This is a genomic window from Ramlibacter montanisoli (genome assembly GCF_013087525.1).
In the GTDB taxonomy this organism is placed as follows: domain Bacteria; phylum Pseudomonadota; class Gammaproteobacteria; order Burkholderiales; family Burkholderiaceae_C; genus Ramlibacter; species Ramlibacter montanisoli.
This window is the reverse complement of the sequence record NZ_JABFCS010000001.1, coordinates 74,659-100,541: the sequence shown is the minus strand read 5'-3', so window position 1 is coordinate 100,541 and position 25,883 is coordinate 74,659. Positions and strand designations below refer to the sequence as shown.

Genomic DNA, 25,883 nt, shown 5'->3' with positions numbered 1-25,883 from the left:
CCTGGAACTGGTGCTGCTTCCGGGGTCGGACACTATCCGCACCTGCAGAGGCCGGACCTCGCGGTCGACGAGGTCCGGCGGTCGTTCCGCGAGTGAGCCGGGTCCGTGGGCTAACGCAGCGCCCCCGGGATATCCGCCCCTCTCCGGAACGGGATGGAGAACGAAAACGTGGCGCCGGGGCCATCATTCAAGCTTGCCCACATGCGGCCGTGATGGTTCTCGACGATGTAGCGGCTCACTGCCAGTCCCACTCCCATCCCGTCCGTTTTCGTGCTGTAGAAGGCCTCGAACAGTTTCGCCATGGCGTTCGGATCGAAACCGACCCCCGCGTCCTTCACGCTCAAGCGCACGCACCCGTCCTCCGCCAGTTCGCTCCTGATCAGCAAGTCCTTGGGACGATCGACCACGGTGCTCATGGCGTCCATCGCATTTCGCAGCAGGTTCAGGATGACCTGCTGGAGCTGGATGCGGTCCGCCGTGACAAGCGGAAGGTCGGCAGCAAACTCGGTTCGCACCACCACCCGGCTGTTCTCGAACTCGCCGTGCGAAAGCGCGATCACGTCGCGCGTCGCCTCGTTCAGGTCGACCGGCTCGAGTTCCGGCTCCTTCTTGCTGAACAAGGCGCGCAAGCGCGTGATCACCTCGGAGGCCCGCTGGCCATCCCGCATGGTGCGGCGCACGGCATCCTGCACGGCATCGAGATTCGGTGGCATGCTCGCCAGCATTCGCAGTGACGCACCGCAGTTGATGATGATCCCGGTCAGCGGCTGGTTCAGCTCGTGGGCAATCGACGCGGAAAGCTGCCCAAGGGTGGCAATGCGGTTGACGTTTGCGAGTTCCAGCTGGATTTCGTGGTACCGGCGCTGCTCGTTCTGGAGGCGCTTCGTCTCCGCAAGATCCCGATAGATCAGGTATCCCGCACCATCGGACGACACCGGGACGCAGATCAGGAGCACGGGCACCCGTGCGCCATCCTTGCGTGCGCGGACGGTTTCCACGCCGAATACGTCCCCGGCTGCACCATGCGGGACATGATCCCCTCGACCTCTTCCTGGAGACCGTCCGGTGCAATGATTTCGTTGACCTTCCGGCCGATGGCTTCTTCCGCCGTGTACCCGAAGATCTTCGTGAACTCCGGGTTGACCCGCGTGATGCTGCAGTCGCGATCGACCATGACGACGGCCTCGGGAACCCGGGCGAACAGCTCACGGAGATGCGCTCGTTCTTCCTCCAGCTCGTCGCCCAGGCGGGCGAGCGTCTGGAGATCGCCTTCCAGCACATCGCGGCAATGCGACAGGAGTTCCTGGTAGGCGTCGCTGTAGTGATTCGCCTTGTCGTCGAGGACGCAAATCGTTCCGAACATGCGTCCGTCGGGCCAGCGCACGGGAAATCCGAGATAGGACACCATGCCCACGCGGGTTTCGGGAGCAGACTTCCATTGGGCGTCTTCCATGGCGTTCTCGACGAGGAGCGGCTCGCGGCTCTTGATGACCGTTTCACAGAAGGTCCCGATATCCATCGAGAAGGTGTCGTCGTTCGGAAAGGGGTTTCCTTCCGAATGGCTGGAGGCGACGATCCTGTAGTACGTGCAATGCGGCGGTTCGAGCTTGGTCACCACTGCCGAAGGAACGTGGACGATGTTCGCCAGGAGGTCGACGATCCGCTGCCATTTCTGCAGGATGTCGGATGGAATCGTGATCTCTGGAGCACCTGGATTCACGGGCAGCCCTCGCTGAAGCGTCTCGGAAGACTCGACGACCCGCCCGAGATTTCCTTCGCCAAGGCAGGAGCTCTGACGCCTGTATCCCGGAAGGGATGGCGCGACAACCCGCACAGTAGGGGCCGCAGGGCGACGGGTCAAGTGCCCAGGCGGATAGCGCGCTTGCAGCTCGGGGAACGGTGTTCCCGCACGCGAGAGACGAAAGGCCTTGATTGCTCAAGGCCCTTCCGGTCGGGGGAACGCCTCCGGGCTTCCCGGGACTGCGTCCGGTCGCAGCAGGAGCGCTGGTCAGCCGCGACCCAGCACGCCATTCGACAATCGCACCCGATCCCCCACCTTCAGCCCGTCCAGCTCGCGATATTCGAAGGTCTGCGTGACTCCACTGTCGAACAACACGACCACGCGATAGATGCGTGCCTGGTTGGGGTGTCGCTTCTGGACGCTGTTGCCCAGGAAGGCGCCACCCACCGCGCCCGCGATGGTCGCGGCAGCGCGGCCACCGCCGGAACCGATCTGGTTTCCGAGCAGCCCGCCCACCACCCCGCCCGCCACGGCGCCTGCGCCATTCGGCCAGCCCGGTGCGTCGACGACCTCCACGCTTCGGACGACGCCGTGACTGGCATCGACGGCACGCGCGGGAGCCTGCTGCACGCGCTGATGCGGCTCCGACAAGGTGCCGCAAGCGGACACCAGGAGGGCGATGCCGACGCAGGCCAGCAAGGTGCGGGGCATGGGCATGAACAGTTTCATGACAGGTTGGCTCGGGACGGTGGATCGGAAGGGTGCGTCTCCCACGACGCCCATGGACAGGTTAGGAAGGCCCGGCACGCGGGGAACCGGCGGATGGCGGGCGAAACTCTCCAGCCTTGGTCGGATCACGGATTACGCCGCGAGCGCCTGGGCCCACGCATGGCTCCAGGCTGGCCCAAGGTCATAGGCAGCAGACATCCCAAGGTCGGATGCCCCTGGGATTCCCACGTGAAGAATTCGAGCGTCCCTCTCACCCGGTGCTGCAATGGCAAGCATGAATCCGGTGCGGCCTCTGAAGGCCTGCCTCGCCGCGCTTGCGCTCGGCGCGGCGACCGCTGCGTCCGCATCCACGGCCCTTCCCTTTCCTGAATGGGTATTCGTGGAGGGCGGCATGGCACACCGCGGCGGGTCCCTCGCCTCTGTGGGCCTCGGCTGGCGCCTCCCTTGGGGAGGAGCGACGCCTGTCGGCAGGTTCAGCTCGAGACTCGAGGCGCACGTGACGCGCTGGTCGCTGCCAACAGACAGGGACGGTCGATGGCGCACCGGGCAGCTGGTGCTGGTACCGCTGGTTCGCCACACCTGGCAAACAGTCCTTGCTCCCTTGTTCGTCGAAGGCGGGATTGGCGTGAGCTACCTCCACGATCCGGCACCGGATGCCTCGACGCGATGGAATTTCCACGACACCGTCGCGATCGGCGCCCTGGTCGGGCCCCTCCAGCGATACGAGCTCAGCCTTCGCCTGGTGCACCAGTCCAATGCGGGGCTGCGCAAGCCCAACCCTGGGATGAACAGCGTGCAACTGCGCTTCGCGCTTGCGTTCTAGCGGTGGATCTAGAGGCGACCGAGAGCCGACATCAATGCCTCTTGCGCTGCGCGAGACTGGTGCACATCGCCGTGACCGGCACCGATCACCCGCAGCAGTTGCGCCGAACGCATCGCCTTCTGCAATTGCTCGCTGTGATGGATGCCGATCAGCTCGTCCTTCTCGCCGTGGATCAGCATCACCGGGCCGAGCAACCTGGCCGCGTGGGCCAGCGTGTGCAGCGGATAGCGCAGCACCCGCATCGGCACCCACGGATAGAGTTCGGCAGCCAGTGCCCGCATGCTGCTGTAGGGCGAAACGAGCAGCGTCAAGTCGGGAGCGTGCCCCTCGGAGCAGAGTCGTGCGGCCAGGCCTGCGGCCAGCCCCGTGCCGAGCGACTGACCGGAGATCACCACCCGCCTGCCTGCGTACATCGGCTCGATGTGCTTCCAGACGGCCTCGACGTCGGCGCGCAACTGCTCCTCGCTCTCGATCCGGCCCGTGCTCTTGCCGAAGCCGCGGTAGTCGAACATCACCACGTCGAAGTTGGCCCGGCGGAACGCGTCCAGCTCCACGAACCACTTCTTCAGGTTGCCCGAGTTGCCGTGCATGAAGAAGAAGACGCCGCGCGGATCGGGCAAGGTCATGCGCGCGACGGACAGGCGCGCGCCGGGCACGTCGATGAAGAACTCGCGCGTGTCGCGGTCGATGCAGATCGGGTCGTCGCCCGCCAGGCCGTCCGGCTCGAACAGCAACCGTTCCTGCCGGAAGTAAAGCCATCCGACCGCGCCCGCGTAAATGGCGGCCATTGCGAGCAGGATCGAGGCCGAAAAGATTGCGTAGACCATGCTGCCTTCTCCCCGCTTGCTGCGGGAACTGCTTCTGACCCGTGAAGTACGAGCCACCCTGCGAGTTCACGACATGCAGGGCGCCCAGTCCATTGCACGTTGGTAGCTGCGATACCAAAGGCAGATGCGTTCCAAAGGCAGATGCGTTCGGCAACCGACGCCACGCGCCGGCCTCAAGGCTCACCTCCGTCCAGCCCTGGCTCCCGTCTTGCGTTGGATGAGGTTCCCGCGGCAAGGGTGGAAAGTTGCTTCCGGGCCGCGCGCATCCGCCGGCCGAACCCCCGAACCGACAAAGCCACGGAGCTCCGATGACCAAGATCCAGACCGTCCTGTTCACAGGCAAGACCCACACCAGACCCAGCCAGCGCGACGGCAGTGCACGCGCCAGCGAGACCCGCCTGGACATCGACCTGTCGACGCCGAGCGACGACAAGTCACGCTACGCGTACCCCGGAGTCGCTCCGCACCCCACGGCGGAGCAGTTGTTCGCCGGCGCCTGGTCGGCCTGCTATTTCGCCGCCATCGAGGCGGTCGCAAAGGAAAAGAAGGTCCCGCTGCCGCCCGGCGTGTCCATCGACGTCGAGGTCGATGTGGGAACCGCGGGCAAGGCCTACTTCCTCCAGGCCCGGCTCAACATCGGCCTGCCGGGCATGGCGCAGGAAGTCGCGGAGGCGCTGGCGCATGGGGCGCACGAGATCTGCCCGTATTCGAAGGCGACGCGGGGGAACATCGACGTTGCATTGAACGTACTCACCGCGTGATGCAGTCAACGGGGGCTGGAAGGCAGCGACCTTCCGGGGCCTGAAAAACAGAAGGCCTCGATTGCTCGAGGCCTTGCTGATTCGGGAGGGCCTTGGGGGCCTCCCCGGACTACTTCTGGCGGAGCAGGAGGGATTCGAACCCTCGATACGGTAAACCGTATACCGGATTTCGAGTCCGGCGCATTCGACCACTCTGCCACCGCTCCTGAATTCGGTTCGCGTGGTGCGAAGCCGGCGATTTTACACCAGCCCCGCACCCACCCCGGCCGACTACATCCGCGGTTCGCCGCGCTGGTTCACGATGATCGTGTTGCCCGCGGGCGGCGCGCTCATCTGCGCGACGTGCCGGACGCCGCGGAAGTCGTAGGTCACCTCGTAGTACTGCGGGGTGCCCTGCACGGTTTCGCACTTCTGCACGTCCTGCGTCGCGTACTGCGTCCCCGTACCGCCGGCCACCCGGTTGCCGACCACCGCGCCGCCGACCGCGCCCACCGCCGTGGCTGCGTCCCGGCCGCTGCCGCCGCCGACCTGGTGGCCGAGGATGCCGCCGACGATCGCACCGACGACTGCGCCGCCGAGGTTGGCGCCGGGATTGGCCGCGGGAACGGCCTGCCGCTCCACCCAGCAGCGCTGGCTGGGCGTGCCCATGATCGCGCGCACGTCGCGGATCGGTGCTTCCTGCACGCGCTCGCTGCTGGCGCGGCGGCGGTACGCATAGTCCTGGCCGACCGCGGCTTGCGGCTCGGCGTCATAGCGGCGGCCTTCGCGGGCCGGGCGCACCGAGGCGATTTCCCACTGCAGGCCGCTGGCACGCAGGTCCGGGTAGTTGCCACGGCGCAGCACGGCGCAACGGCCCTGGAAGCGCGGCTGCTCGCACACTTCCCAGCGGCCGCGCTCGACCACGGCGGACGATGCGGTGTTGCCCAGCGCACGCCGTTCGACGTTGCGCAGCTCGCGATCGGCGACGACGGAACGGCCGCGGAATCCCTCGCGTTCGTACAGGACGATCTGCGCCATCGCCTGCGAGGCGAGGACCAGGGCGGAGGCGGCGAATGCTGCCTTGAAGAAGAACTTGGCCATGTGCGGGCTCCTTGTCATACGGCTGTGCGGGTCGGGGACCCGCGACGCTGCATGATGGGCAGGGGCCGGCCTACGGACTTGTAGGCGGCTGCCGCTGAGCACTGTCCGCTTGCCGCCTTCCGTGGTTATCGGCGCGTAAAGTTCAGGGCGCGAGGCGCTCGACGCCGCCGATGTAGGGCCGCAATGCCTCCGGCACGGTCACGCTGCCGTCCGCGTTCTGGTAGTTCTCCAGCACCGCGACCAGCGTCCGTCCCACGGCCAGCCCCGAGCCGTTGAGCGTGTGCAGCAGTTCGTTCTTGCCCTGCGCGTTCTTGAAGCGCGCCTGCAGGCGCCGCGCCTGGAAGGCTTCGCAGTTGGAGACCGAGCTGATCTCGCGGTACGTGTCCTGCGCCGGCAGCCACACCTCCAGGTCGTAGGTCTTGGCGGCGCCGAAGCCCATGTCGCCGGTGCACAGCAGCATCACGCGGTAGGGCAGGCCCAGCTTCTGCAGGATGGCCTCGGCGTGGCGCGTCATCTCCTCCAGCGCCTCGTAGCTCTTCTCCGGGTGCACCACCTGCACCATCTCCACCTTGTCGAACTGGTGCTGGCGGATCATGCCGCGCGTGTCGCGCCCGGCGCTGCCCGCTTCCGAGCGGAAGCAGGGCGTGTGCGCCGTCATCTTCAGCGGCAAAGCGACTCGGGCACGATCTCGTCGCGCACTAAGTTGGTCAGCGTCACCTCGCTGGTGGGAATGAGGTACAGCGCCTGCTGGTCCTCGGCGCCCAGGCCTTCCTGGCCGCCTTTGCTCACGGCGAACAGGTCGGCTTCGAATTTCGGCAATTGCCCGGTGCCGCGCAGCGTCGCCTCGTTGACGATGTAGGGCGTGTAGCACTCGGTGTAGCCGTGCTCCTGCGTCTGCACGTCCAGCATGAACTGCGCGAGCGCGCGGTGCAGCCGTGCGACGTGCCGCTTCATCACCGTGAAGCGCGCGCCACTGAGTTTCACGCCGCTGGCGAAGTCCAGGCCGAGCGGCTCGCCGATGTCGACGTGGTCCTTCACCGCGAAGTCGAACTTGCGCGGCGTACCCCACTTGCGCACTTCCACGTTGCCGTGTTCGTCGCTGCCTCTCGGCACGCTCTCGTGCGGCAGGTTGGGCACGGCCAGCAGCAGCGCCTGCATCTCCGGCTGGATCTGTTCCAGGCGGGCGGCGGACTGGTCGAGTTCCACCTTGGCCTGCGCGACCTCGGCCATCACGGCATCGGCGGATTCGCCCTTGGCCTTCAACTGGCCGATCTGCTTGGACAGCTGGTTGCGGCGCGCCTGGAGCTCTTCCGTCCGGGTCTGGATGGTCTTGCGCTCGGCCTCCAGCTTCTGGAAGGCCTCGACGTCCAGGAAGGGCTGGGGCGACTTGCGGGCCTCGAGCCGGGCCACCACGGCCGGGAGGTCTTTTCGTAACAGGTTGACGTCGAGCATGAGCTGATTTTATGCGGCGGCCTGCCTAGGATGGTTCCACCCCCACAGGAGAACACCCATGGCCATGCAACTCGATTGCTACCTGAACTTCGACGGCAAGGCGGAAGAGGCGCTGAACTTCTACGCGCAATGCCTGGGCGGCAAGGTCTCGGCGCTGATGCGTTACGAGGGCTCGCCGATGGACAACAAGGAGCTTCCCGCCGCCTGGAAGCAGAAGGTGATGCACGGCACCGTGGACGCCGACGGCGCGCAGATCATGGCCAGCGACGTCCCGCCCGGCATGGGCGGCGGCGGCTACAAGGGCTTCGCCGTCTCCGTCTGGATCAAGGACGGCGTGGACCGGGCGCGCAAGGTGTTCGACGCGCTGGCCGCCGGCGGCAAGGTGACCATGCCGTTCGCGCCGCCGTTCTGGGGCGGGCACTTCGGCATGCTGGTGGACAAGTTCGGCGTGCCCTGGATGGTCAGCTGCGAGTGAATCAGGCGAGCGTGGCGGGATCGAGGTTGGCGCCGCACAGCACCAGCGCGACGATCTCGTCGGCCTTGGGCACGTAGGCGCCGCTTTGCAGTGCCGCGAGCCCGAGCGCCGCGGCCGGCTCCACCGCCAGCTTGAACTCCTTCCAGAGCGTCAGCTGCGCGGCGCGGATCGCGTCGTCGGGCAGCAGCAGCGCCTCGGGCACGTGGCGCTGCGTGATCTCCCAGGCGATGGCGCCGATGCGCTTGGCGCCCAGTGAATCCGCGGCGATGCCGCTCACGGCCACGTCCACCGGCTTGCCCGCTGCACGCGCACGGAACAGCGTCGGCGCCAGTTCCGGCTCGAGCGCGACCACGCGGCTGCGGTCCCCGAACCAGGCGGCGATGCCGGCGATCAGGCCACCGCCGCCCACGCTCACCAGCACGCTGTCAGGCGGCTCGCCGCCCTGCTCCTCGATCTCCATGGCCAGCGTGCCGGCGCCCGCGACCACTTCCTCCTGGTCGTAGGCGTGCGTGAGCAGTGCATGGGTCTCGCGCTGGCGTGCCAGGCAGGCCTCCAGGGCCTCGGCGTACACCGCGCCGGTGACGACCACGTCGGCGCCCAGTTCACGCAGCTTGGCCTGCTTGGCGGGGCTGCTGACGGTGGGGACGAAGACCTCGCACTTCACGCCCAGGGCCCGGGCCGCGGCCGCCGTGGCGATGCCCGCGTTGCCGCCGGAGGCGACGATCACGCCGCTGGCGGGAATGGGATTGGCGAGCAGGCGGTTGTACATGCCGCGCGCCTTGAAGCTGCCGCCGACCTGCAACTGTTCGAGCTTCAACCAGATTTCGGCGCAGGCGACACCCAGGGCGCTGCCGGGGAGTTTCCAGAGGGGCGTGCGGCGGATGAAGGCGCGGCCGTCGGTGGTGAAGCGCGATGCGGCGGCTTCGATGTCCGCCTGCGTCAAAGCTTCAGCCCCTTGGGCAGCGGGAACTTCACCGTCTCGACGATGCCGTCCATCTTGCGCACCGACACCGCGCCCAGCGCCTTGATGCGGTCGATCACGTCCTGCACCAGCAGCTCGGGCGCGGACGCGCCGGCGGTGAGGCCCACGCGTTCCTTGCCGGCCAGCCATTCGGCCTTGAGTTCGGCCGGGCTGTCGACCATGTAGCTCTGCACGCCGAGCTTGCGCGCGAGTTCGGCCAGGCGGTTGCTGTTGGAGCTGGTGGGGCTGCCGACCACGATCATCACGTCGACGGCGGGCGAGAGCAGCTTCACCGCGTCCTGCCGGTTCTGCGTGGCGTAGCAGATGTCCTGCTGCTTGGGTTCGCGGATGCTCGGGAAGCGCCGTTTCACGGCCTCCTTGATCTCCGCCGCGTCGTCCACCGACAGCGTGGTCTGCGTGACGATCGCCAGCCGCTCGGTCTGCGCTGGCTGCACCCTGGCGACGTCGGCCACGTCCTCCACCAGGTGGATGCCGTGATCGAGCTGGCCCATCGTGCCTTCCACTTCGGGGTGTCCCTTGTGGCCGATCATGATGAACTCGTAGCCTTCCCTGGCGAGCTTGGCCACCTCGATGTGCACCTTGGTCACCAGCGGGCAGGTGGCGTCGAACACATGGAAGCCGCGCGCCTGCGCTTCCTGCTGCACCGCCTTGCTCACGCCGTGGGCGGAGAACACCAGCGTCGCGCCGGGCGGCACGTCGGCCAGGTCCTCGATGAAGATCGCGCCCTTGGACTTGAGGTCGTTGACCACGAAGGTGTTGTGCACGATCTCGTGGCGCACGTAGATCGGCCGGCCGAACTTGGCGAGTGCGCGCTCCACGATGTCGATGGCGCGGTCCACGCCGGCGCAGAAGCCGCGCGGTTCGGCGAGCAGGATCTCCTGCGGCATGCCGGCCATCAGATCACCCCGATCACTTGCACTTCGAAGGTCACCGGCTGGCCGGCCAGCGGATGGTTGAAGTCCAGCAGCAGCCTGTCCGCCTGGCCGTCGCCGTCCTCGTCCTCGCCCAGCTCGCGCACCGAGCCAGCGTACTGGCCCATGCCGTCCGGCGTGGGGAACTTCACCACGTCGCCGACCTTGTACGCGGTGTTCCTGTCCCCAACCTGGACGAGGAGCTTGCGCGGCACCCACTGCATCATCTCGGGATTGCGGTCGCCGAAGGCTTCGCCGGGGTTGATCTCGAACTTCACCCGCGCGCCCTCCTCCAGCCCGATCAGCCGCTCCTCGAGCGCGGGGGACAGCGCGCCGGTGCCCAGGGGCATCGTCGAGGGCTTGCCGTCGAAGGTGTTGATGATGTCGCCGTCCGGCCCCGCCAGCCGGTAGTGCAGCGTGAGGTGAGAGCCAGGTTGGACGCGGAGCGCAGTGGAAGCCATGGAAGTCCCGATAAACTGGCTCCATTCTAAAAGTCGGGGCGAAGGGGCATCCTGATGGCTCTCAAAGACCTGCCTGCCGACGCCCGGCCGCGGGAGAAATTGCTGGCACGCGGCCCTTCCGCCCTGAGCGACACCGAGCTGCTCGCCCTGTTGTTGCGGACCGGTACCCGGGGACGCGGCGTCTTCCAGATGGCCGGCGAGGTGCTGGCCCGGTTCGACGGCCTGGCCGGCTTGCTGCACGCCAGCGGCGACGAATTGCGCACGGTCAACGGCCTCGGCGGCCCCGCCAAGCGCTCCGAGCTGCTGGCGGTGCTGGAACTGGCGCGCCGCGCGGTGGCTGAGCAATTGAAGGCGCGCGAGGTCTTCGGCTCGCCCGATGCCGTGAAGAATTACCTGCAGCTGCACCTGGCCCGCCGCCCGCATGAAGTGTTCGCGGCGCTCTTCCTCGATGCCCAGAACCGCCTGATCGCCATGGAAGAACTCTTCCGCGGCACCCTGACTCAGACCAGCGTGTACCCACGCGAAGTCGTCTTGAAGGCCCTGCACCACCACTCCGCCGCCGTGGTGCTGGCCCACAACCATCCCAGCGGCACCGTGCAGCCCTCGCGCGCGGACGAAGCCCTCACCCAGACCCTCAAGGCGGCGCTCGCCCTGGTGGACGTGCGCGTGCTCGATCACGTCATCGTCGCGCCGGGGCAGGCCCTGTCGATGGCCGAGAAAGGCCTCTTGTGAAATCGAAGTCGCTGCAGGACCTGCAGGCCATGAAGAAGCACCTCGCCGAGCGCGAACGGCTCGCGCGCGAGGAGGCCGTGCGGCGCGCCGAGGCGCACAAGCGCAGCGAGGCCGAGCGCGACCTGTTCCAGCGCGCCGCCGGCAAGGTGGAGCGGCTGCGCGAACACGGCCGCGTGCACCACGCCCCCGACCCGGTCGCGCCCATTCCCGCGCAGCGCCAGCTCGACGACCAGCGGGTGCTGAAGGAAGCGATCAGCGACGAGTTCGATGCCTCGACGCTGCTGGAGGTGGACGACGCCCTCAGCTTCCGGCGCCCGGGCGTGGGCATCGACGTCGCGCGCAAGCTGCGCCGCGGCGAATGGACCATCCAGTCGGAGATCGACCTGCACGGCCTGCGCACCGACGACGCGCGCGAGGCGCTGGCCGCCTTCCTGCGCGAGGCGATGCGCCAGGGCGTGCGCTGCGTGCGCGTGGTGCACGGCAAGGGCCTTGGCTCGCCGGGCAAGACCCCGGTGCTCAAGGGCAAGGTGCACAGCTGGCTGGTGCAGAAGGACGAGGTGCTGGCCTTCGTGCAGGCGCGCGGCGACGAGGGCGGTGCGGGCGCGGTGGTCGTGCTGCTCAAGCCCACGTGACCGGCACGGGCGGCGCGCGGTCCAGCGGCAGGGCGGGCATGGGACGGCCATAGAGGCGCTGCACGCGCAGCGGCAGCGGCGGGTGCGCGTCGAACCAGCCGCCCCGCTCGGCCAGGCGCCCGAGCAGCAGCAGGTGCTGCACCGAAGGCGGCCAGGGCGGATCGGACGGCATCTGGTCGGCCTCGGCCCTTTGCGTCATCGCCTTGCGCAGCACCCCGCCCAGGCCTTCGCGGTTGCGCGTCCACTGCACGGCGCGCGCGTCGGCCAGGAACTCGCGCTGGCGCGACACCGAGGCCTGCAGCGCGCGGCCCGCATACCAGCCCGCCGAGCCGATCGCCATGATCGCGGTCCCGAACAGCATGGCCAGCCCGCCGCGCTCGCGCACCGCCTCGCCGAAGCCCCACACCAGCTCGAGGCCCGACACCATGCCGGCCAGCTGCATGTTCATGCGCGTGTCGCCTTCATGCAGGTGGCTGCATTCGTGGGCCACCATGCCCTGCAGCTCGTCGCGCGTGAGCAGCTCCAGCGCGCCCTGCGTGACCGCCACCACCGCGTCGTTCTCGTCCCAGCCGGCCGCGAAGGCGTTGATCGCCTGGTGGCGCGGCATCACCATCACCATCGGGCGCGGCATGTGCGCGGCGATGCAGACCTCGTCGACGATGTTGCACAGGCGTTGCTCCGCATGCGAGGTGCCGGGGCGCGCCTCCCGGGCGCCGACGCGCCGCGCCAGCCGTTCGGCGCCGCCGGCGGCCTGCAGGTTGGAGGTCTCGATCCACCAGCCGCCCAGGACCAGCAGCAAGGTCACGCCGATGTTGACGCTGAAGAACAGCCGGGGAAGTCCAGCGGCACCGGGGACAGCAGCTGCAGCAGCCACCAGCACAGCGCCAGCGCCAAGTGCACGCCCAGGACGGTGGCCGCCACGGCCAGCGCGAACAGGAACAGGAGCCTCAGGGTCTCGCCGCGGGCGGCGTCCCTGGTGCTCGAAGAAGCGCATCGCGCGCCGCTTCAGAAGGCGAGGCGGGGCGCCTCGCGTTCCTGCGCGCTCTGGGTGGACTGCAGCATCGCGGCCAGCTCGAAGCCGAACAGGCGCGCGGCGATCAGGGCCGGGAACTGCGACGCGGAATCGTTGTAGGCGAGCACTTCGTCGTTGTAGGCCTGGCGGGCGAAGCCGATGCGGTTCTCGGTGGAGGTGAGTTCCTCGCTCAGCGAACGCATGGTGGCGTCCGCCTTGAGTTCGGGGTAGGCCTCGGCGAGCGCCATCAGGCGGCCCATGCTGCCTCCGAGCTCCTGTTCCGCGGCGGCCAGCAGGTTCACGGTGGCCGCATCGGTGGGCCGCACGCGCGCGGCCGCGGCCGCCGTCACCGCCGCGCCCCGGGCGCGCGTCACGGCTTCCAGCGTCGCCGCTTCATGCGCGAGGTAGCGCCTGGCCACTTCGACGAGGTTGGGAATCAGGTCATAGCGCCGCTTCAACTGCACGTCGATCTGTGCGTACGCGTTGGCGATGCGGTTGCGCCGCTGCACCAGCGTGTTGAACACCGCCATGATCCACAAGACCACCGCCACGGTGGCCACGAGCACGATCCAGGTTGCCATCTCCACTCCAAGCCCCCTCATCCCGTTTTGTGGGCCCATCATAGGGCCGGGGCGCAGCAAGCTCAACCGTGCGTATTCCTCATGAAATCAGCGGTCTGGAAGAAGGAATCGCGCAGGCGGGCACGCAGTTCCGCGGGGATTTCCACCTCTCCCATCGCCTGGTCCATGCACGCCAGCCACTGGTCCCGCTCGACCACGCCTATCCTGAATGGCATGTGGCGCATCCGCAACCGCGGGTGCCCGAAACGGTCCGTGTAGTACTGCGGACCTCCCAACCAGCCGCACAGGAACCAGAACAGGTTCTCGCGCGCCCGGGCCAGCTCGGTCCCGTGCGCGGCGCGCAGGGCCGCGTACCGCGGCTCCAGGTCCATCAGGTCGTAAAGCGCTCAACCAGCGCCTTCACCTTTTCTTCGCCGCCTATCCATTCGAAGGGAGTGTCGTATGACGGTTTGTCGTCGCTTTGCATCGTGGCGATTGTCCCAGCGATGCTATTCGGCCGCCCTGCGCAAGGTTTCCACGACCGGGCGCGCCAGCACCTCGCGCAGGCCCCACCAGCCCGCGGCCAGGGCCAGCACCGCGCCCGCGGCGGCGCCGACCAGCGGCACGAAAGGCGAGGCGGTCCAGGTGAAGCCGAAGGCGTACTTCGCCAGGGCCCAGCCCACCACGCCGGCGACGATGCTGGCCAGGAAGCCCGCGAGCAGGCCGACGCCGACCAGTTCCGCGCGCTGCACCTGCCGCAGCAGGCTGCTGCGCGCACCCACGGCCCGCATGATCGCGAACTCGCGCGCGCGCTCCTCGCGTGTCGCGCTGACCGCGGCGAACAGCACCACGAGGCCGGCCGCGAGCGTGAACCCGAACAGGAACTCCACCGCGCGGATCACCTTGTCCAGCACTCCCTGCACCTGCGCGATGGTGGCGGACATGTCCACGTTGGTCACGTTGGGGAAGGCGCGCACCAGCGCGTTGTCGAAGCCGCGCTTCTCGGGCGCGCGGAAGGCGCCCATGTAGGTGACCGGCATCTCGGGCAGCTCGCTCACCGGGTACATCACGAAGAAGTTCGCGCGCATCGAGCCCCAGTCCACCTTGCGCAGCGAGGTGATCTTCGCTTCGCTCGCGGTGCCGGCGATGTCGAAGCGCAGGGTGTCGCCCAGCTTCAGCCCCAGCGTGGTGGCGATGCCCTCTTCCACGCTCACGGCGCCCTGCTCCTCCGGCTGCCAGCGGCCCGCGACCAGCTGGTTGTGCTGCGGCTGCTGAGCGGAGAAGGACAGGTTGAACTCGCGATCGACCAGGCGGCGCGCGCGGTCCTCCACGAAGTCGTCCGGCGTGACGGCGCGGCCGTTCACCGCGACGAGACGCCCGCGGAACATGGGGAACCAGTCCATGCGCTGCACGCCGTTGGCGCGCAGGTTCTGCACGAAGGCCTGGCTCTGTTCCGGCAGCACGTTGATCACGAAGCGGTTGGGCGCGTCGGGCGGCGTGGCCTGCCGCCAGCTCGCGATCAGGTCGGTGCGCAGCAAGACCAGCAGCACCAGGGCCAGCATGCCCACGGCCAGCGCGCTGGTCTGCACCACGGTGTAGGCGGGTCGCGCGCTGATCTGGCGCGTGGCCAGCACCAGCCAGCGCGGCGCCGTCGCCTCGTTCACCACGCGCCGCAACAGCTTCACGGCCACCCAGCTGAGGCCGGCGAACACCAGCACGGCGCCGGCGAAGCCGCCCACGGCGATGCCACCGAGCTTCAGGTCGCTGCTCGCGGCCAGCAGCAGCGCCGCGAAGCCGGTGACGCCGATGCCCAGCACCAGCAGCGAGGCGGGCTTGAGGTTGCCCACGTCGCGTCGGATCACGCGCAGCGGCGGCACCTGCGCCAGTTGCAGCACCGGCGGCAGCCCGAAGGCGAACAGCAGCGTGAGCCCCATGCCCATGCCGAAGGCCAGCGGCCACGCGCCGGGCGCCGGCAGCGAAGTCTCGACCAGCCCGCCCAGCAGCGCGATGAAGACGAAGTGCACCGAGAAGCCGATCGCCACGCCCAGCAGGCTGGCCGCCACGCCGATCACCGCGAACTCGAAGGTGTAGCTCCAGGCGATGGTGCGCTGGCTCTGCCCCAGCACGCGCAGCATCGCGCAGTCGTCGAGGTGTCGGCTGGCGAAGCCGCGCGCGGCCAGCGCCACCGCCACCGCGCTGAGCAACGCCGCCAGCAACGCCACCAGGTTCAGGAACTTCTCCGCGCGGTCCAGCGTCTGCCGCATCTCGGGGCGGCCGCCATCGAGCGACTCGATGCGCACGCCGCGCACCTCCGGCCGCTTCGCCTCCGCCAGCGCCCATTCGGTGAAGCGCGCGACGTCGCGGTCCGCGCCCGCCACCGCGAGCCGCCAGCCGATGCGGCTGGCCGGCTGCACGAGCTTCGTCACCGGCAGGTCGTCCACGTGGATCATCACGCGCGGCACGAAGTTGAGGAAGCCGCTGCCGCGATCGGGCTCCAGCGTGATCACGCGCACCACCCGCAGCTGCGCGTCGCCCAGCAGCAGGGGATCGCCCATCTTCAGGCCCAGCGACTCCAGCACCGCGGCGTCGACCCACGCCTCGCCGCGCCGCGGGACCTCGCGCGTCTTCGCTCCCTTCGCTTCGGGGTCGGGCGCGACGTGCAGGTTGCCGCGCAGGGGATAGCCCAGCTGCACCGCCTTCAGCGCGACCAGACGGCTGGCACCGCCCTGCGCATCGGGTGCGCGCGCCATCGACGGGAAGGCCAGCGTGGCGACGCTCTCGAGTCCCAGCGCCTTGGCGCGTGCCGCGAACGACTCCGGCGTCGGCGTATCGCTCACGACGACCGCATCGCCGCCCAGGAGCTGGCGCGCATCGCGCGCCAGGCCGCCCTTGAGGCGGTCGGCGAAGAAGCCGACGGCGGTGAGCGCGGCAACCGCCAGCGTCACGGCCACGATCAGCAGGCGCAGTTCCCCCGCGCGCAGGTCGCGCAGGAGGGTTCGCCATCCCAGGGACATCGCGGAGCTGCGGATCATGCGGTGCGGGGCCTCGCGCCGGCGAGTTCGGTCTGCAGCTGCAGCCTGTCCTTGCCGGTGTAGCAGATGAAGTGGCGGTTGGTGGCGCGGCCGATGGTGCACAGGCCCAGGCGCTCGGCGATCTCGAAACCCATCTGCGTGGTGCCGCTGCGCGAGACCACGATGGCCACGCCCATCTGCGCGGACTTGATCACCATCTCGCTGGTCAGCCGGCCGGTCGTGTAGAACACCAGCGGCTCCCGCGGCGTCGCACTCGCATGCTCCTGCCCGTGCAGCCACATCCAGCCGGCGATGGTGTCGATCGCGTTGTGGCGGCCGACGTCCTCGACGAACAGCAGCATCTGCTCGCCGCGGAACAGCGCGCAGCCGTGCACCGAACCGGCGGACTTGTACGTGCTTTCCTGCAGCCGGATCGCGTTGACGATGCCGTACAGCTGGGCCTGCGTGAGGCGCGCGTCCGGCAACGCCACGCTCTCCACGTCCTCCATCAGCTGCCCGAACACCGTGCCCTGGCCGCAGCCGGTGGTGACCACGCGGTGTGCGGTGCGCTCCTCGATGCGGTCGATGCCGTCGATGGTCTTCACCGCTGCGGCGCCCACCTCCCAGTCCACGGTGACCGACTCCACCGCCGCCGGCGATTCGACCAGCCGCTGGTTGCGCAGGTAGCCCAGCACCAGCCATTCGGGATGGGCACCGAGCGTCATCAGTGTCACGAGCTCGCGCTTGTCCACGTAAACGGTGAGCGAGCGCTCGGCGGGAATCGAGATGGACTCGGTCTCGCCGTGCTCGTTGACGACCTGCACGCTGCGGGTCAGCGGCGCGCGGGCGGTGGTGAGGACGGGGCGGGACATGCCGGAAGCTACAGCAAAAGAAAAGGCCAGCCGGTCGGCTGGCCTTCATGCGTGCGGAGCCTTACTTCTTGGTCGCGACGCTGGGCTTGCTGGGCGTCATCTCGGCGGCGTTGGGACGCACGCTCGGCGGGCTGGTCGCGTTGGCGGCCGGCGAGTGCGCGCCGGAGGCTTCCAGCGGCTTCTGCTCCGGCGGCGCGTAGGCGAAGGGGCCCGGGTCGGCGCAGGGCGTCAGCGGCGGTGCAGCGGCTGCCACCGGGGTGCTGCCACCCTGGGACGCGCTGGCAGGGGTCGGCACGGGCTTGGCCGCGGCGGCTGCAGGCGCTGCCGCGGTAGTGGTGGCTGTGGCAGCCGCCGCTGCCGGCGCACCCGCGGTGGCGGACGCGGCCGGGCGCGTGGCCGCCACCCTCTTGTAGGCGCTGACGGCGCGGTCCTGCGCCTTGCACAGCTGGAACGCGTCCAGCTTGCCCTGCCAGGCGGTCTTGGCGGCGGCTTCGGCCGCCTTGGCCTTGGCGGCCTCGTCGAGCACCGGCGGCGGCAGCTTGGCCAGCGCGGCACCCGAGACGGCGAGCGCCACGGCGGTGAGCATCAGTCTTTTCATGGTCCTGTCCTCTCCTGTCCTCAGACGGTCCGCACGGTCTGCGTGTCGTCCACGATGGTCAGCGGCTTGCTGCGCTGCGCGGGAATCCTGCCGGCCTTGATGTCCTCGTACCAGTAGCGGTGGTGCTCCTTTGCCCATTCCTCGTCGACGTAGCCGGTGCGCATGGCGCTGTAGGCCCCGCGCATGCCCAGCGTGCCGAGATAGATGTGGCCCATGAACATCGCGACCATCAGCACCGTCGACACGGCGTGCACCATGTGCGCCACCTGCATGGGCTGGCGCTCGTAGTTCATGCCGGGAAGCAGCTTGTCGAGGTACAGGCCGGAGGCGACCACGATCAGGCCCAGGAAGAGCACGCCGCCCCAGAACATGAGCTTCTCGCCCGCGTTGTACCGGTTGGAAGGAGGCTCCTCGCCGTGCTTGCCGCCGAAGAAGCCGCCGAAGCGCAGCAGCCATCCCATGTCGCCGCGCTGCGGCAGGTTCTCGCGCGCATAGCCGACGATCATGATGACCAGCGACACGGCGAACAGCGGCCCGGCGAAGTTGTGCAGGTTCTTCAGGATGTAGGTGAAGTAGCCGAACAGCGTCTGGCCCATCACCGGGAGCAGGAAGAACTTGCCGAAGGCCATCACGATCCCGGAAACGCCCAGGATCACGAAGGCGATCGCGTTCGCCCAGTGGCTGGCGCGCTCGAAGGGCGTGAAGCGCTCGATCTTGCGGCCGGTGTCCGGGTGGTGCTGGCCGATCGGGCCCATGGCGAAGTAGTGCAGCGCGAGCGCCAGCAGCACGATCAGGACCAGCGAGCCGCCGTAGGGGATGATCCAGTTGTTGCGCACTTCGCGCCAGGCCTGGCCTGCGCTCACGTAGCGCGAGCCGGGATACGCCACCGGCCCCTGGATCAGGACGCCCGCTTCCGGATCCTGGTACTTGGGCAGGCTGGTATAGCCTTCCACGCCGCCCTGCACGCCGCGCCACATGGGCGCGTTGTTGCCGGGCTGCACGCGGTTGCGCTGGCCGTTGTTCTGCTCCATGTAGCCTGGTTCGGAGGACGCGTCGCGCTTGACCTCCGGCTTCACGTCGAAGATGTTCTGGCCCTGGATGCCGCCGGCGCCCTGGCCGGGCACCGGATCGTCCGGCACCTGGCGCGCCGGGGCGGTGGCCGTGGAGCCGCCGCCCGCGGGAGCGGCCGGGGTGGACTGGGCGAGCGCGGCGCCGCCGAGCGCGAAGCTCAGCGCCCCCGCGGCGACGAGTTCAAGGAACCTTGACATATTCGTTTTGCCCATTGACCGTGCGCACCTTCATCTGCGATTCCCAGGCATTGCGGTCGCCCGGCTTCCAGCCCACCGCCATGAAGGGCGGCTGCTTGGTGGTGCCCGCGTAGGGCGCGACGTCGCTCTTGATGCTGCCGCCGGTCTGTTCGCGCTCGGCGCAGGCCGTGAGCGCAAGCGCCGCGGCCGCCACCGACAGGATGAAGGTGCTTCTCACGACTTGGCTCCTTGCGGTTGGCCGGCCTGCTTGGAGCCGTAGGCGGTGCCCCAGCCCCACTTCTTCGGCGCCCTTGCCGCGCTTGAGGACGCGGTTGCGGAAGATGTCCGCCACCACGTCGCCGTCGCCGCCGAGCAGCGCCTTGGTCGAGCACATCTCCGCGCAGGCGGGCAGCTTGCCCTCGGCCAGGCGGTTGCGGCCGTACTTCTCGAACTCGGCCTGCGAGCCGTTGGCCTCGGGGCCGCCGGCGCAGAAGGTGCACTTGTCCATCTTGCCGCGCACGCCGAAGGTGCCGGCCGCGGGGAACTGCGGGGCGCCGAAGGGGCAGGCGTAGCTGCAGTAGCCGCAGCCGATGCAGGTGTCCTTGTCGTGCAGCACCACGCCTTCTTCCGTGCGGTAGAAGGTGTTGGTCGGGCAGACGGCCATGCAGGGAGCGTCGGAGCAGTGCATGCAGGCCACCGAGATCGACTTCTCGCCCGGCACGCCGTCGTTGAGGGTGACCACGCGGCGGCGGTTCACGCCCCAGGGCACCTCGTGTTCGTTCTTGCAGGCGGTGACGCAGCTGTTGCATTCGATGCAACGCTCGGAGTCACAGATGAATTTCATTCGTGCCATCGTGATCTCCTCAAGCGGCCTTCTCGACGTTGCAGATGGTTGTCTTGGTCTCTTGCATCATGGTGACGCTGTCATAGCCGTAGGTCGTGGCGGTGTTCACCGCCTCGCCGCGGACCACCGGCGCCGCCCCGTTCGGGTAGTGCGCCAGCATGTCCGCGCCCTGCCAGCGGCCCGAGAAGTGGAAGGGCATCCAGCAGGTGTCCGGGCCGACCCGTTCGGTCACCAGCGCCTGCACGTTCAGCCGCGCGCCGGTGGGCGTGGACAGCCAGACGCGGTCGCCGTTCTTGATGCTCCGCGCCGCGGCGGCCTGCGGGTTGATCTCGACGAAGGCTTCCTGCTGCAGTTCGGCCAGCCAGGGGTTGGAGCGCGTCTCCTCGCCGCCGCCCTCGTACTCGACCAGCCGGCCGGAGCTGAGGATCAGCGGGTACTTCTCGTGCACCTTGTCCTGCACGTTCTTCTGCTGCAGCGTCTTGTACAGCGTGGGCAGGCGCCAGAAGGCCTTCTTGTCGTCGTGCGACGGGTACTTGGCCACCAGGTCCGGCCGCGTGCTGTAGATCGGCTCGCGGTGCTGCGGCACCGGGTCCGGGAAGTTCCACACCACCGCGCGCGCCTTCGCGTTGCCGAAGGGGTGGATGCCGTGGTTCTTCATCGCCACGCGGATCATGCCGCCCGACGAGTCGGTCTTCCAGTTCTTGCCTTCGGCCGCGGCCTGCTCGGTGGGCGTGAGCTCGCCCCACCAGCCCAGCTTCTTGATGAACACGTGGTCCACCTCGGGGTAGCCGGTGGTGATCTCCGAACCCAGCGAGTGCGAACCGTCCTCGGCCAGCAGGTTGACGCCTTCCTTCTCCACGCCGAAGTTCGCGCGGAAGTTGCCGCCGCCGTCCATGACGTGCTTGCTGGTGTCGTACAGGTTGGGCGAGCCGGGGTGCTTGAGCTCCGGGGTGCCGAAGCAGGGCCACGGCAGGCCGAAGTAGTCGCCGGTGAGGTCGTAGCCGGTTTCCTTGTCCTTGACGCCGGCCTTGGCCTTGAGCGTCTTCACGTCGAAGGCCGCCATGTTCTTCATGTGCGCCTTCAGGCGTTCCGGGCTCTGGCCGGTGTAGCCGATGGTCCAGACCGACTTGTTCACCTCGCGCAGGATGTCTTCCGGCAGGGGCTCGTCCATGCCCTTGACCTTCTGCATCTTGAAGTTCTTCGACAGCTCGGTGCCGAAGCCCAGCTTGTGGCCAGCTGGTGCATGATCATGTGGTCGCTGCGGCTTTCCCACAACGGGTCGATCACCTTCTCGCGCCACTGGATCGAGCGGTTGGATGCCGTGGCGGAGCCGCTGGTCTCGAACTGGGTGGCCGCCGGCAGCAGGTACACCGCGCGGTTCGGGTTCAGGTCGGCCGGGTCGCCGGGCATCGCGGCCATGGCGGCGGTCGCCGACGGATACGGGTCGACCACGACCAGCAGGTCCAGCTTGTCCATGGCCTTCTTCATTTCCAGGCCGCGGCTTTGCGAGTTGGGCGCGTGGCCCCAGTAGAAGACGCCGCGCAGGTTGGGCGTCTGGTCGATGTTCTCGTTCTTCTCGAGCACGCCGTCGATCCAGCGCGACACCGTGATGCCCGGCTTGGTCATCATGCCGGCGTTCTCGTAGCGGCCCTTGATCCAGTCGTAGTCCACGCCCCAGACCTTGGCGAAGTGGCGCCAGGAGCCTTCGGCCAGGCCGTAGTAGCCGGGCAGCGAGTCGGGGTTGGGGCCGATGTCGGTGGCGCCCTGCACGTTGTCGTGGCCGCGGAAGATGTTGGCGCCGCCGCCGGACACGCCGATGTTGCCCAGCGCCAGCTGCACGATGCAGGAGGCGCGGACCATCGCGTTGCCGATGGTGTGCTGCGTCTGGCCCATGCACCACACGATGGTGGAGGGGCGGTTCTTGGCCATGGTCTCGGCGGCCTTGAACACCTCGGCCTCGGGCACGCCGCAGGCCTCGAACACCTTGTCCGGCGTCCACTTGGCCAGCACGTCCTCGCGGACCTTGTCCATGCCGTAGACGCGGTCGGCGATGTACTTCTTGTCTTCCCAGCCGTTCTTGAAGATGTGGTACAGGATGCCGAACAGCAGCGGGATGTCGCCGCCGGAGCGGAAGCGGATGTACTGGTCCGCCTTGGCGGCCGTGCGCGTGAAGCGCGGGTCGCACACGATCATCTTGGTGCCGGTCTCCTTGGCGTGCAGCATGTGCAGCATGGAGACGGGGTGCGCCTCGGCGGCGTTCGAACCGATGTACAGCGCAGCCTTGCTGTTCTGCATGTCGTTGTACGAGTTCGTCATCGCCCCGTAGCCCCACGTGTTCGCCACGCCGGCGACGGTGGTGGAGTGGCAGATGCGGGCCTGGTGGTCGCAGTTGTTGCTGCCCCAGAGGCTGACGAACTTGCGCATCAGGTAGGCCTGCTCGTTCGAGTGCTTCGACGAGCCGATCCAGAACACGGACTCGGGGCCGCTGGCCTTGCGCAGGTCCTGCAGGCGGGCGGCGATCTCGTCGTAGGCCTGGTCCCAGCTGATGCGCTGGTACTTGCCGTTCACCAGCTTCATCGGATAGCGCAGGCGGAACTCGCCGTGGCCGTGCTCGCGGATCGCCGCGCCCTTGGCGCAGTGCGCGCCGAGGTTGATCGGCGAGTCGAACACCGGCTCCTGGCGCACCCACACGCCGTTTTCCACCACCGCGTCGATCGCGCAGCCCACCGAGCAGTGGGTGCAGACCGTGCGCTTGACCTCGATGCGGCCGTCGCCCACCGCGGCCTTGCCTTCGGCGGCGCGGGCCTTCTTGACCAGGGTGAGGGACGAGGCCGCGATGCCGACGCCGACACCGAGGCCGGAGCGGCGCAGGAACGCGCGCCGGTCCATCGTGGGGAGCGCCGACGACAGGCCGCGCTGGAGGCTGTGGACGAACGGCGAGCGCGGGCTGGCCTGTGCGGCCCCCGACTTCTTCGTGAGCAACATGGATTTCTCCAGCGGGTTAGACGAGCGTGGACTTGTAGTACTGCTTCACGTGTTCGGACACGTGATAGCCGCCGCCCTTTTCCGGCACGGGCGGCTTCTCGGCCACGGGGGCCTCGGGGGTGGAGGTCTGGGGAAGCGTGACGACGGCGGCGGTTGCCGCGCCGGCAACGGCTGCTCCCAGCATGAAGCCCCGGCGGGAGGGCTTGGATTGGCCTTCGGACATGTGCAGTCTCCTGAAGCTCTTATGAACTACCTTTCATACTGTAGTAGAGCCCATTCTGAACGGCAATCGTTTGCATGCAAAAAGAGGCTGGGGAGCGTCAGGGAAAACGCGAACCCCACAGCAGCACGACAGGAAAGTTCTCAGATTGCGACAGTGGCGCGGGAACACGCGCGCGCCTCGTGACGTACGCGTCGGGGGTGACGACCCTCAGGCCAGCATGTCGAAGCCCTGCGCTTCGACCGAGACGAAGGCGCGCGTGAAACCGGCCAGCGCCTTGTAGAAGCGCGCCTTGGGATGCGCTTCGATCGTGTCGCACAGGTCGTTGACCCAGGGCAGCAGGTGGTCGGAGAAGAATTCGCGCTGGCGCGTGAGGTTGGCCACCGCCACGTCGTCGCCGGCGATCAGGTAGCGCATCACCTCGCACAGGTAGGCGACGTGGTCCTCGGTCTCCGGCATGGCCTCGTCGCGCGCCAGCCCCAGGCCGGCGAGCGTCTCGCGCAGGCGGGCCACCGGCTTCTCATTGAGGTAGCCGGTGAGGTAGTGCGATCCGAACAGGTAGACCTCGGGCTTGCCGACGCCGCCGAACAGGGCGTCGTATTCCTCGGCGATGGCGGAGTCGTCCATCGCCCGCGCCGTGCCGACCAGTTCGCGCCAGGGCTCCTCGAGGAAGGCGCCCTGGGCCGGGGCCTCCGTCACCGCCACCCGCAGCGCCGACAGCAGCTCCGCGCCGGGCGGCGCGTAGTACAGCTGCGCGAGCAGGCCGTAGATCTCGGCACGGGCCGTTTCCTCGTCGAGGGCATTGCTGGTGGGCAGGGGCTCCGTCATACGTCGTGGATGCGGGTCTCGTTCTCGGAGGAATAGATGTCGATCACGCGGCAGTCGCCGCACATCTTCAGGCGGTCCAGCGCGGCGCCCTGGAACATGGAGTGGCCGGCCAGCTTGCCGAGCATGGACTCGATGGCCTTGAGCGTGCCGAAGGGCTTGCCGCAGCGGATGCAGGCATAGGGCTTGGCCTCGTTCAGCACGCGCGGCTGCTTGCGCTCCGGCGTGAGCAGCAGGCGCGGCTCCAGCGTGATCGCCTTCTCGGGGCAGGTCTTTTCGCACAGGCCGCACTGCACGCAGTTCTTTTCCACCAGCCGCAACTGGGGCGCCAGCTGGTTGTCCTGCAGCGCGCTGGCCGGGCAGGCGCCGACGCAGCTCATGCAAAGGGTGCACTTGTCCTTGTCGACCGTGACGCTGCCGAAGGGCGCGCCCGCCGGCAGCGCGATGCTTTCCGGCTGTTTCGGCGCCTGTTCGAACAGGTGGTCGAGCGTGAGTTCGGCCGTGGTGCGCTTCTCGGCGGACACGGCATGGCGGGCGCGCACCTTGGGCGTGGCGCCGCGGCGCCTGGCCAGCAGGCGCAGGTCCTGGTCGAGGTCGGCGCCGCTGCGGCTTTGCAGCAGGCTGAAGTGGCTGCCCTCGTAGCCCAGGCCTTCGAGGATGGACTGCGCCACCTCCATCTGCAGGCGCAGCGCGTCCAGGTACTGCGGCGCCTCCTCGCCGGTGGCCAGCAGCGCGACGTGCGAGGCGCCTTGCGCCACCGCCGTCAGCCACACCTCGATGCCGATGCTGGCGATGTGCCACACCGCGATCGGGATCACGTTGGCGGGCACGCCCTCGGCGGCGCCCACGCGGGCGGCGCGGCCGAGTTCCTCCACCAGCACCTGGCCGCGCTCCTGGCTGTGCAGCAGCAGGATGGGCGCGGCACCGCCGGCCTTTTCATAGGTGGACAGCAGCGTGCGGATCTTCGCCCCCTGCTCGTTGGCGCGCGGGTACGAATACGTCATCGCGCCGGTGGGGCAGACGGTCGTGCAGGCACCGCAACCGACGCACAGGCTGGCGTTCACCTTGACCTGCTGGCGGCTCTTGTCGCTGCTGATCGCCTCGGCCGAACAGATGTCGATGCAGGCGCTGCAGCCGACCTGTTCGTTGCGGCTGTGCGCGCACAGCTTCTGCTTGTATGCGAAGAACTTCGGCTTCTCGAACTCGCCCACCAGCTCGCGCAGCTTGATGACGACGTCCAGCGCCTTCGGGCCGTTCTCCTGCCCGGGCGGCAGGTGGAAGTAGCCTTGCGGCGGCGCGTGCTGCAGGAAGGCCGGCTGGCGCCGCAGGTCCAGCACGAGGTCGAAGCTGTCGCTGTGCGCCACCGGCTCGCGCGTGAAATCGATCGCGCCGGCCACGTCGCACACCTTCACGCAGGCGCGGTGGCTCTTGCAGGCCTGCAGGTCCACCTGGTAGTCCAGGCCGATGGCCTGCTCCGGGCAGGCCGCGACGCAGGCGTTGCAGCGCGTGCACAGGTCCAGGTCGATCGGGTTGTCCTGCGACCAGGCGAGCTGGAAGGCGCCGAGCCAGCCGGTGAGGCTTTCGATGCGCCCGCCCATGACGGGGTACTTGCGCTCCTGCGCGCCGCTGCCGCCGCGCGAGAAGATGGTGACGTCCAGCGCGTCGCCGACCACCGCCGCGAAGCGCTCCGCTTCTTCCAGCGGGCCGATCAGCAGCAGGCGCCCGGCGCTCTTGTAGGTGACGGTGGCCACCGGCTCCGGCTCGGGCAGCCTGGCCGCGGCCAGCAGCGCGGCCAGCTTGGGCATGGCGCTCTTCGCGTCCTTGCTCCAGCCGCCGGTTTCGCGGATGTTGACGAAGCGGATGGGGGAGAGGGCCCCCTCGGTCTGCTGGCCCAGTTCGCCGAACAGGCGCTTTTCCTGGGTGCAGGCCACCACCACGTCGGCGCCGGTCTTGACGGCCTGCTGGAACGCGCCGGCCTCGCGGCGGCACAGCGTCGAATGCAGCGTCAGCTTTTCATCCAGGGCCCGCCCCAGGGCCTCGGGGTCCAGGGGCATCGTCTTGTTGCAGTCGCAGATCAGGGTCGGCATGGCTTTCGGCCGGCGG

At 68.6% G+C, this 25,883-nt stretch carries 23 protein-coding genes, 1 tRNA gene and 4 pseudogenes; 5 read left to right on the top strand and 23 right to left on the bottom strand.

Annotated features, from left to right (window positions below; all coding sequences use genetic code 11):
- Positions 1-110: 110 nt before the first annotated feature.
- From HK415_RS00525 to HK415_RS25815, 3 genes are all read right to left on the bottom strand, one after another.
- Positions 111-998, bottom strand: coding sequence for a sensor histidine kinase (locus HK415_RS00525; protein ID WP_171556380.1), 888 nt, complete (start codon positions 996-998; stop codon positions 111-113).
- A complete protein-coding gene (locus HK415_RS00520) occupies positions 947-1,720 on the bottom strand; it encodes a PAS domain S-box protein (RefSeq protein ID WP_171556379.1) in 774 nt (257 codons plus the stop codon). Before HK415_RS00520 ends, HK415_RS00525 begins: the two co-directional genes overlap by 52 nt.
- 288 nt (positions 1,721-2,008) lie before the next feature.
- On the bottom strand, positions 2,009-2,470 hold the full coding sequence (locus tag HK415_RS25815) for a glycine zipper 2TM domain-containing protein (protein ID WP_290427338.1): 462 nt from the start codon (positions 2,468-2,470) through the stop codon (positions 2,009-2,011).
- 274 nt (positions 2,471-2,744) lie between these two features.
- Here HK415_RS25815 and HK415_RS00510 point away from each other — a divergent pair, with 274 nt between their 5' ends.
- On the top strand, positions 2,745-3,293 hold the full coding sequence (locus tag HK415_RS00510; protein ID WP_171556378.1) for an acyloxyacyl hydrolase: 549 nt from the start codon (positions 2,745-2,747) through the stop codon (positions 3,291-3,293).
- An 8-nt stretch (positions 3,294-3,301) separates the two neighbouring features.
- Here the strand turns inward: HK415_RS00510 and HK415_RS00505 are convergent, their stop codons facing one another.
- Positions 3,302-4,120 carry an alpha/beta hydrolase gene (locus tag HK415_RS00505; RefSeq protein WP_171556377.1) on the bottom strand — a complete coding sequence of 273 codons (819 nt, stop codon included), beginning with the start codon at positions 4,118-4,120 and terminating at the stop codon, positions 3,302-3,304.
- 308 nt (positions 4,121-4,428) lie between these two features.
- Here HK415_RS00505 and HK415_RS00500 point away from each other — a divergent pair, with 308 nt between their 5' ends.
- The gene (locus HK415_RS00500) at positions 4,429-4,881 is read left to right on the top strand and encodes an Ohr family peroxiredoxin (protein WP_171556376.1); all 453 of its coding nucleotides are present in this window, start codon (positions 4,429-4,431) and stop codon (positions 4,879-4,881) included.
- Between the two features lie 116 nt (positions 4,882-4,997).
- Here the strand turns inward: HK415_RS00500 and HK415_RS00495 are convergent.
- The 3 genes and pseudogenes from HK415_RS00495 to serS all read right to left on the bottom strand — a co-directional run bounded on the left by HK415_RS00495 (position 4,998) and on the right by serS (position 7,413).
- Positions 4,998-5,087 (bottom strand) — tRNA-Ser (locus HK415_RS00495).
- A gap of 64 nt (positions 5,088-5,151) precedes the next feature.
- Complete coding sequence (locus HK415_RS00490; RefSeq protein ID WP_253261706.1) at positions 5,152-5,961, bottom strand: beta/gamma crystallin-related protein; 810 nt, start codon at positions 5,959-5,961, stop codon at positions 5,152-5,154.
- 142 nt (positions 5,962-6,103) lie between these two features.
- A pseudogene (gene serS, locus HK415_RS00485) lies at positions 6,104-7,413 on the bottom strand (serine--tRNA ligase).
- 58 nt (positions 7,414-7,471) lie between these two features.
- Here serS and HK415_RS00480 point away from each other — a divergent pair.
- Complete coding sequence (locus HK415_RS00480; protein WP_253261705.1) at positions 7,472-7,888, top strand: VOC family protein; 417 nt, start codon at positions 7,472-7,474, stop codon at positions 7,886-7,888.
- 1 nt (position 7,889) lies between these two features.
- Here HK415_RS00480 and HK415_RS00475 read toward each other — a convergent pair whose 3' ends face one another.
- The 3 genes from HK415_RS00475 to HK415_RS00465 are packed head-to-tail and all read right to left on the bottom strand — an operon-like array spanning position 7,890 to position 10,242.
- Complete coding sequence (locus HK415_RS00475; RefSeq protein ID WP_171556375.1) at positions 7,890-8,831, bottom strand: threonine/serine dehydratase; 942 nt, start codon at positions 8,829-8,831, stop codon at positions 7,890-7,892.
- Complete coding sequence (gene ispH / locus HK415_RS00470) at positions 8,828-9,766, bottom strand: 4-hydroxy-3-methylbut-2-enyl diphosphate reductase (RefSeq protein WP_171556374.1); 939 nt, start codon at positions 9,764-9,766, stop codon at positions 8,828-8,830. Before ispH ends, HK415_RS00475 begins: the two co-directional genes overlap by 4 nt.
- Positions 9,766-10,242: an FKBP-type peptidyl-prolyl cis-trans isomerase gene (locus HK415_RS00465; protein ID WP_171556373.1), complete on the bottom strand. Its 477-nt coding sequence runs from the start codon at positions 10,240-10,242 to the stop codon at positions 9,766-9,768. The genes ispH and HK415_RS00465 overlap by 1 nt, the downstream gene beginning before the upstream one ends.
- 54 nt (positions 10,243-10,296) lie before the next feature.
- Between HK415_RS00465 and radC the strand changes: the two genes are divergently transcribed.
- Together radC and HK415_RS00455 are read left to right on the top strand one after the other, a co-directional pair.
- Complete coding sequence (gene radC, locus HK415_RS00460; RefSeq protein ID WP_171556372.1) at positions 10,297-10,974, top strand: RadC family protein; 678 nt, start codon at positions 10,297-10,299, stop codon at positions 10,972-10,974.
- Positions 10,971-11,606, top strand: coding sequence for a Smr/MutS family protein (locus tag HK415_RS00455; protein WP_373684517.1), 636 nt, complete (start codon positions 10,971-10,973; stop codon positions 11,604-11,606). The genes radC and HK415_RS00455 overlap by 4 nt, the downstream gene beginning before the upstream one ends.
- Here the strand turns inward: HK415_RS00455 and HK415_RS00450 are convergent.
- From HK415_RS00450 to HK415_RS00390, 13 genes and pseudogenes are all read right to left on the bottom strand, one after another.
- Complete coding sequence (locus tag HK415_RS00450) at positions 11,593-12,411, bottom strand: M48 family metalloprotease (RefSeq protein ID WP_309246526.1); 819 nt, start codon at positions 12,409-12,411, stop codon at positions 11,593-11,595. The genes HK415_RS00455 and HK415_RS00450 overlap by 14 nt on opposite strands.
- Before the next feature lie 200 nt (positions 12,412-12,611).
- Positions 12,612-13,199: a LemA family protein gene (locus HK415_RS00445; RefSeq protein ID WP_171556371.1), complete on the bottom strand. Its 588-nt coding sequence runs from the start codon at positions 13,197-13,199 to the stop codon at positions 12,612-12,614.
- A 62-nt stretch (positions 13,200-13,261) separates the two neighbouring features.
- Positions 13,262-13,665: pseudogene (locus HK415_RS00440) on the bottom strand (group II truncated hemoglobin).
- Between the two features lie 22 nt (positions 13,666-13,687).
- Complete coding sequence (locus HK415_RS00435; RefSeq protein WP_171556370.1) at positions 13,688-16,210, bottom strand: ABC transporter permease; 2,523 nt, start codon at positions 16,208-16,210, stop codon at positions 13,688-13,690.
- Positions 16,207-17,061, bottom strand: a complete 855-nt coding sequence (locus HK415_RS00430) for a formate dehydrogenase accessory sulfurtransferase FdhD (RefSeq protein ID WP_171556369.1) — start codon at positions 17,059-17,061, stop codon at positions 16,207-16,209. The genes HK415_RS00435 and HK415_RS00430 overlap by 4 nt, the downstream gene beginning before the upstream one ends.
- Positions 17,062-17,122: 61 nt before the next feature.
- Complete coding sequence (locus HK415_RS00425) at positions 17,123-17,659, bottom strand: hypothetical protein (protein ID WP_171556368.1); 537 nt, start codon at positions 17,657-17,659, stop codon at positions 17,123-17,125.
- 20 nt (positions 17,660-17,679) lie between these two features.
- Positions 17,680-18,927, bottom strand: coding sequence for a formate dehydrogenase subunit gamma (locus tag HK415_RS00420; RefSeq protein ID WP_171556367.1), 1,248 nt, complete (start codon positions 18,925-18,927; stop codon positions 17,680-17,682).
- Positions 18,911-19,144 (bottom strand): hypothetical protein, encoded by a 234-nt coding sequence (locus HK415_RS00415; RefSeq protein WP_171556366.1) that lies wholly within the window; start codon positions 19,142-19,144, stop codon positions 18,911-18,913. The genes HK415_RS00420 and HK415_RS00415 overlap by 17 nt, the downstream gene beginning before the upstream one ends.
- Positions 19,141-19,759 (bottom strand): annotated as a pseudogene (gene fdh3B, locus HK415_RS00410) (formate dehydrogenase FDH3 subunit beta). Before fdh3B ends, HK415_RS00415 begins: the two are co-directional and overlap by 4 nt.
- Positions 19,760-19,769: 10 nt before the next feature.
- Positions 19,770-22,735: pseudogene (locus HK415_RS00405) on the bottom strand (formate dehydrogenase subunit alpha).
- Between the two features lie 16 nt (positions 22,736-22,751).
- Positions 22,752-22,958: a twin-arginine translocation signal domain-containing protein gene (locus tag HK415_RS00400; protein ID WP_171556365.1), complete on the bottom strand. Its 207-nt coding sequence runs from the start codon at positions 22,956-22,958 to the stop codon at positions 22,752-22,754.
- 207 nt (positions 22,959-23,165) lie between these two features.
- Positions 23,166-23,783: a TorD/DmsD family molecular chaperone gene (locus HK415_RS00395; protein WP_171556364.1), complete on the bottom strand. Its 618-nt coding sequence runs from the start codon at positions 23,781-23,783 to the stop codon at positions 23,166-23,168.
- Positions 23,780-25,867, bottom strand: a complete 2,088-nt coding sequence (locus tag HK415_RS00390) for a 4Fe-4S binding protein (RefSeq protein ID WP_171556363.1) — start codon at positions 25,865-25,867, stop codon at positions 23,780-23,782. Before HK415_RS00390 ends, HK415_RS00395 begins: the two co-directional genes overlap by 4 nt.
- Positions 25,868-25,883: the final 16 nt, after the last annotated feature.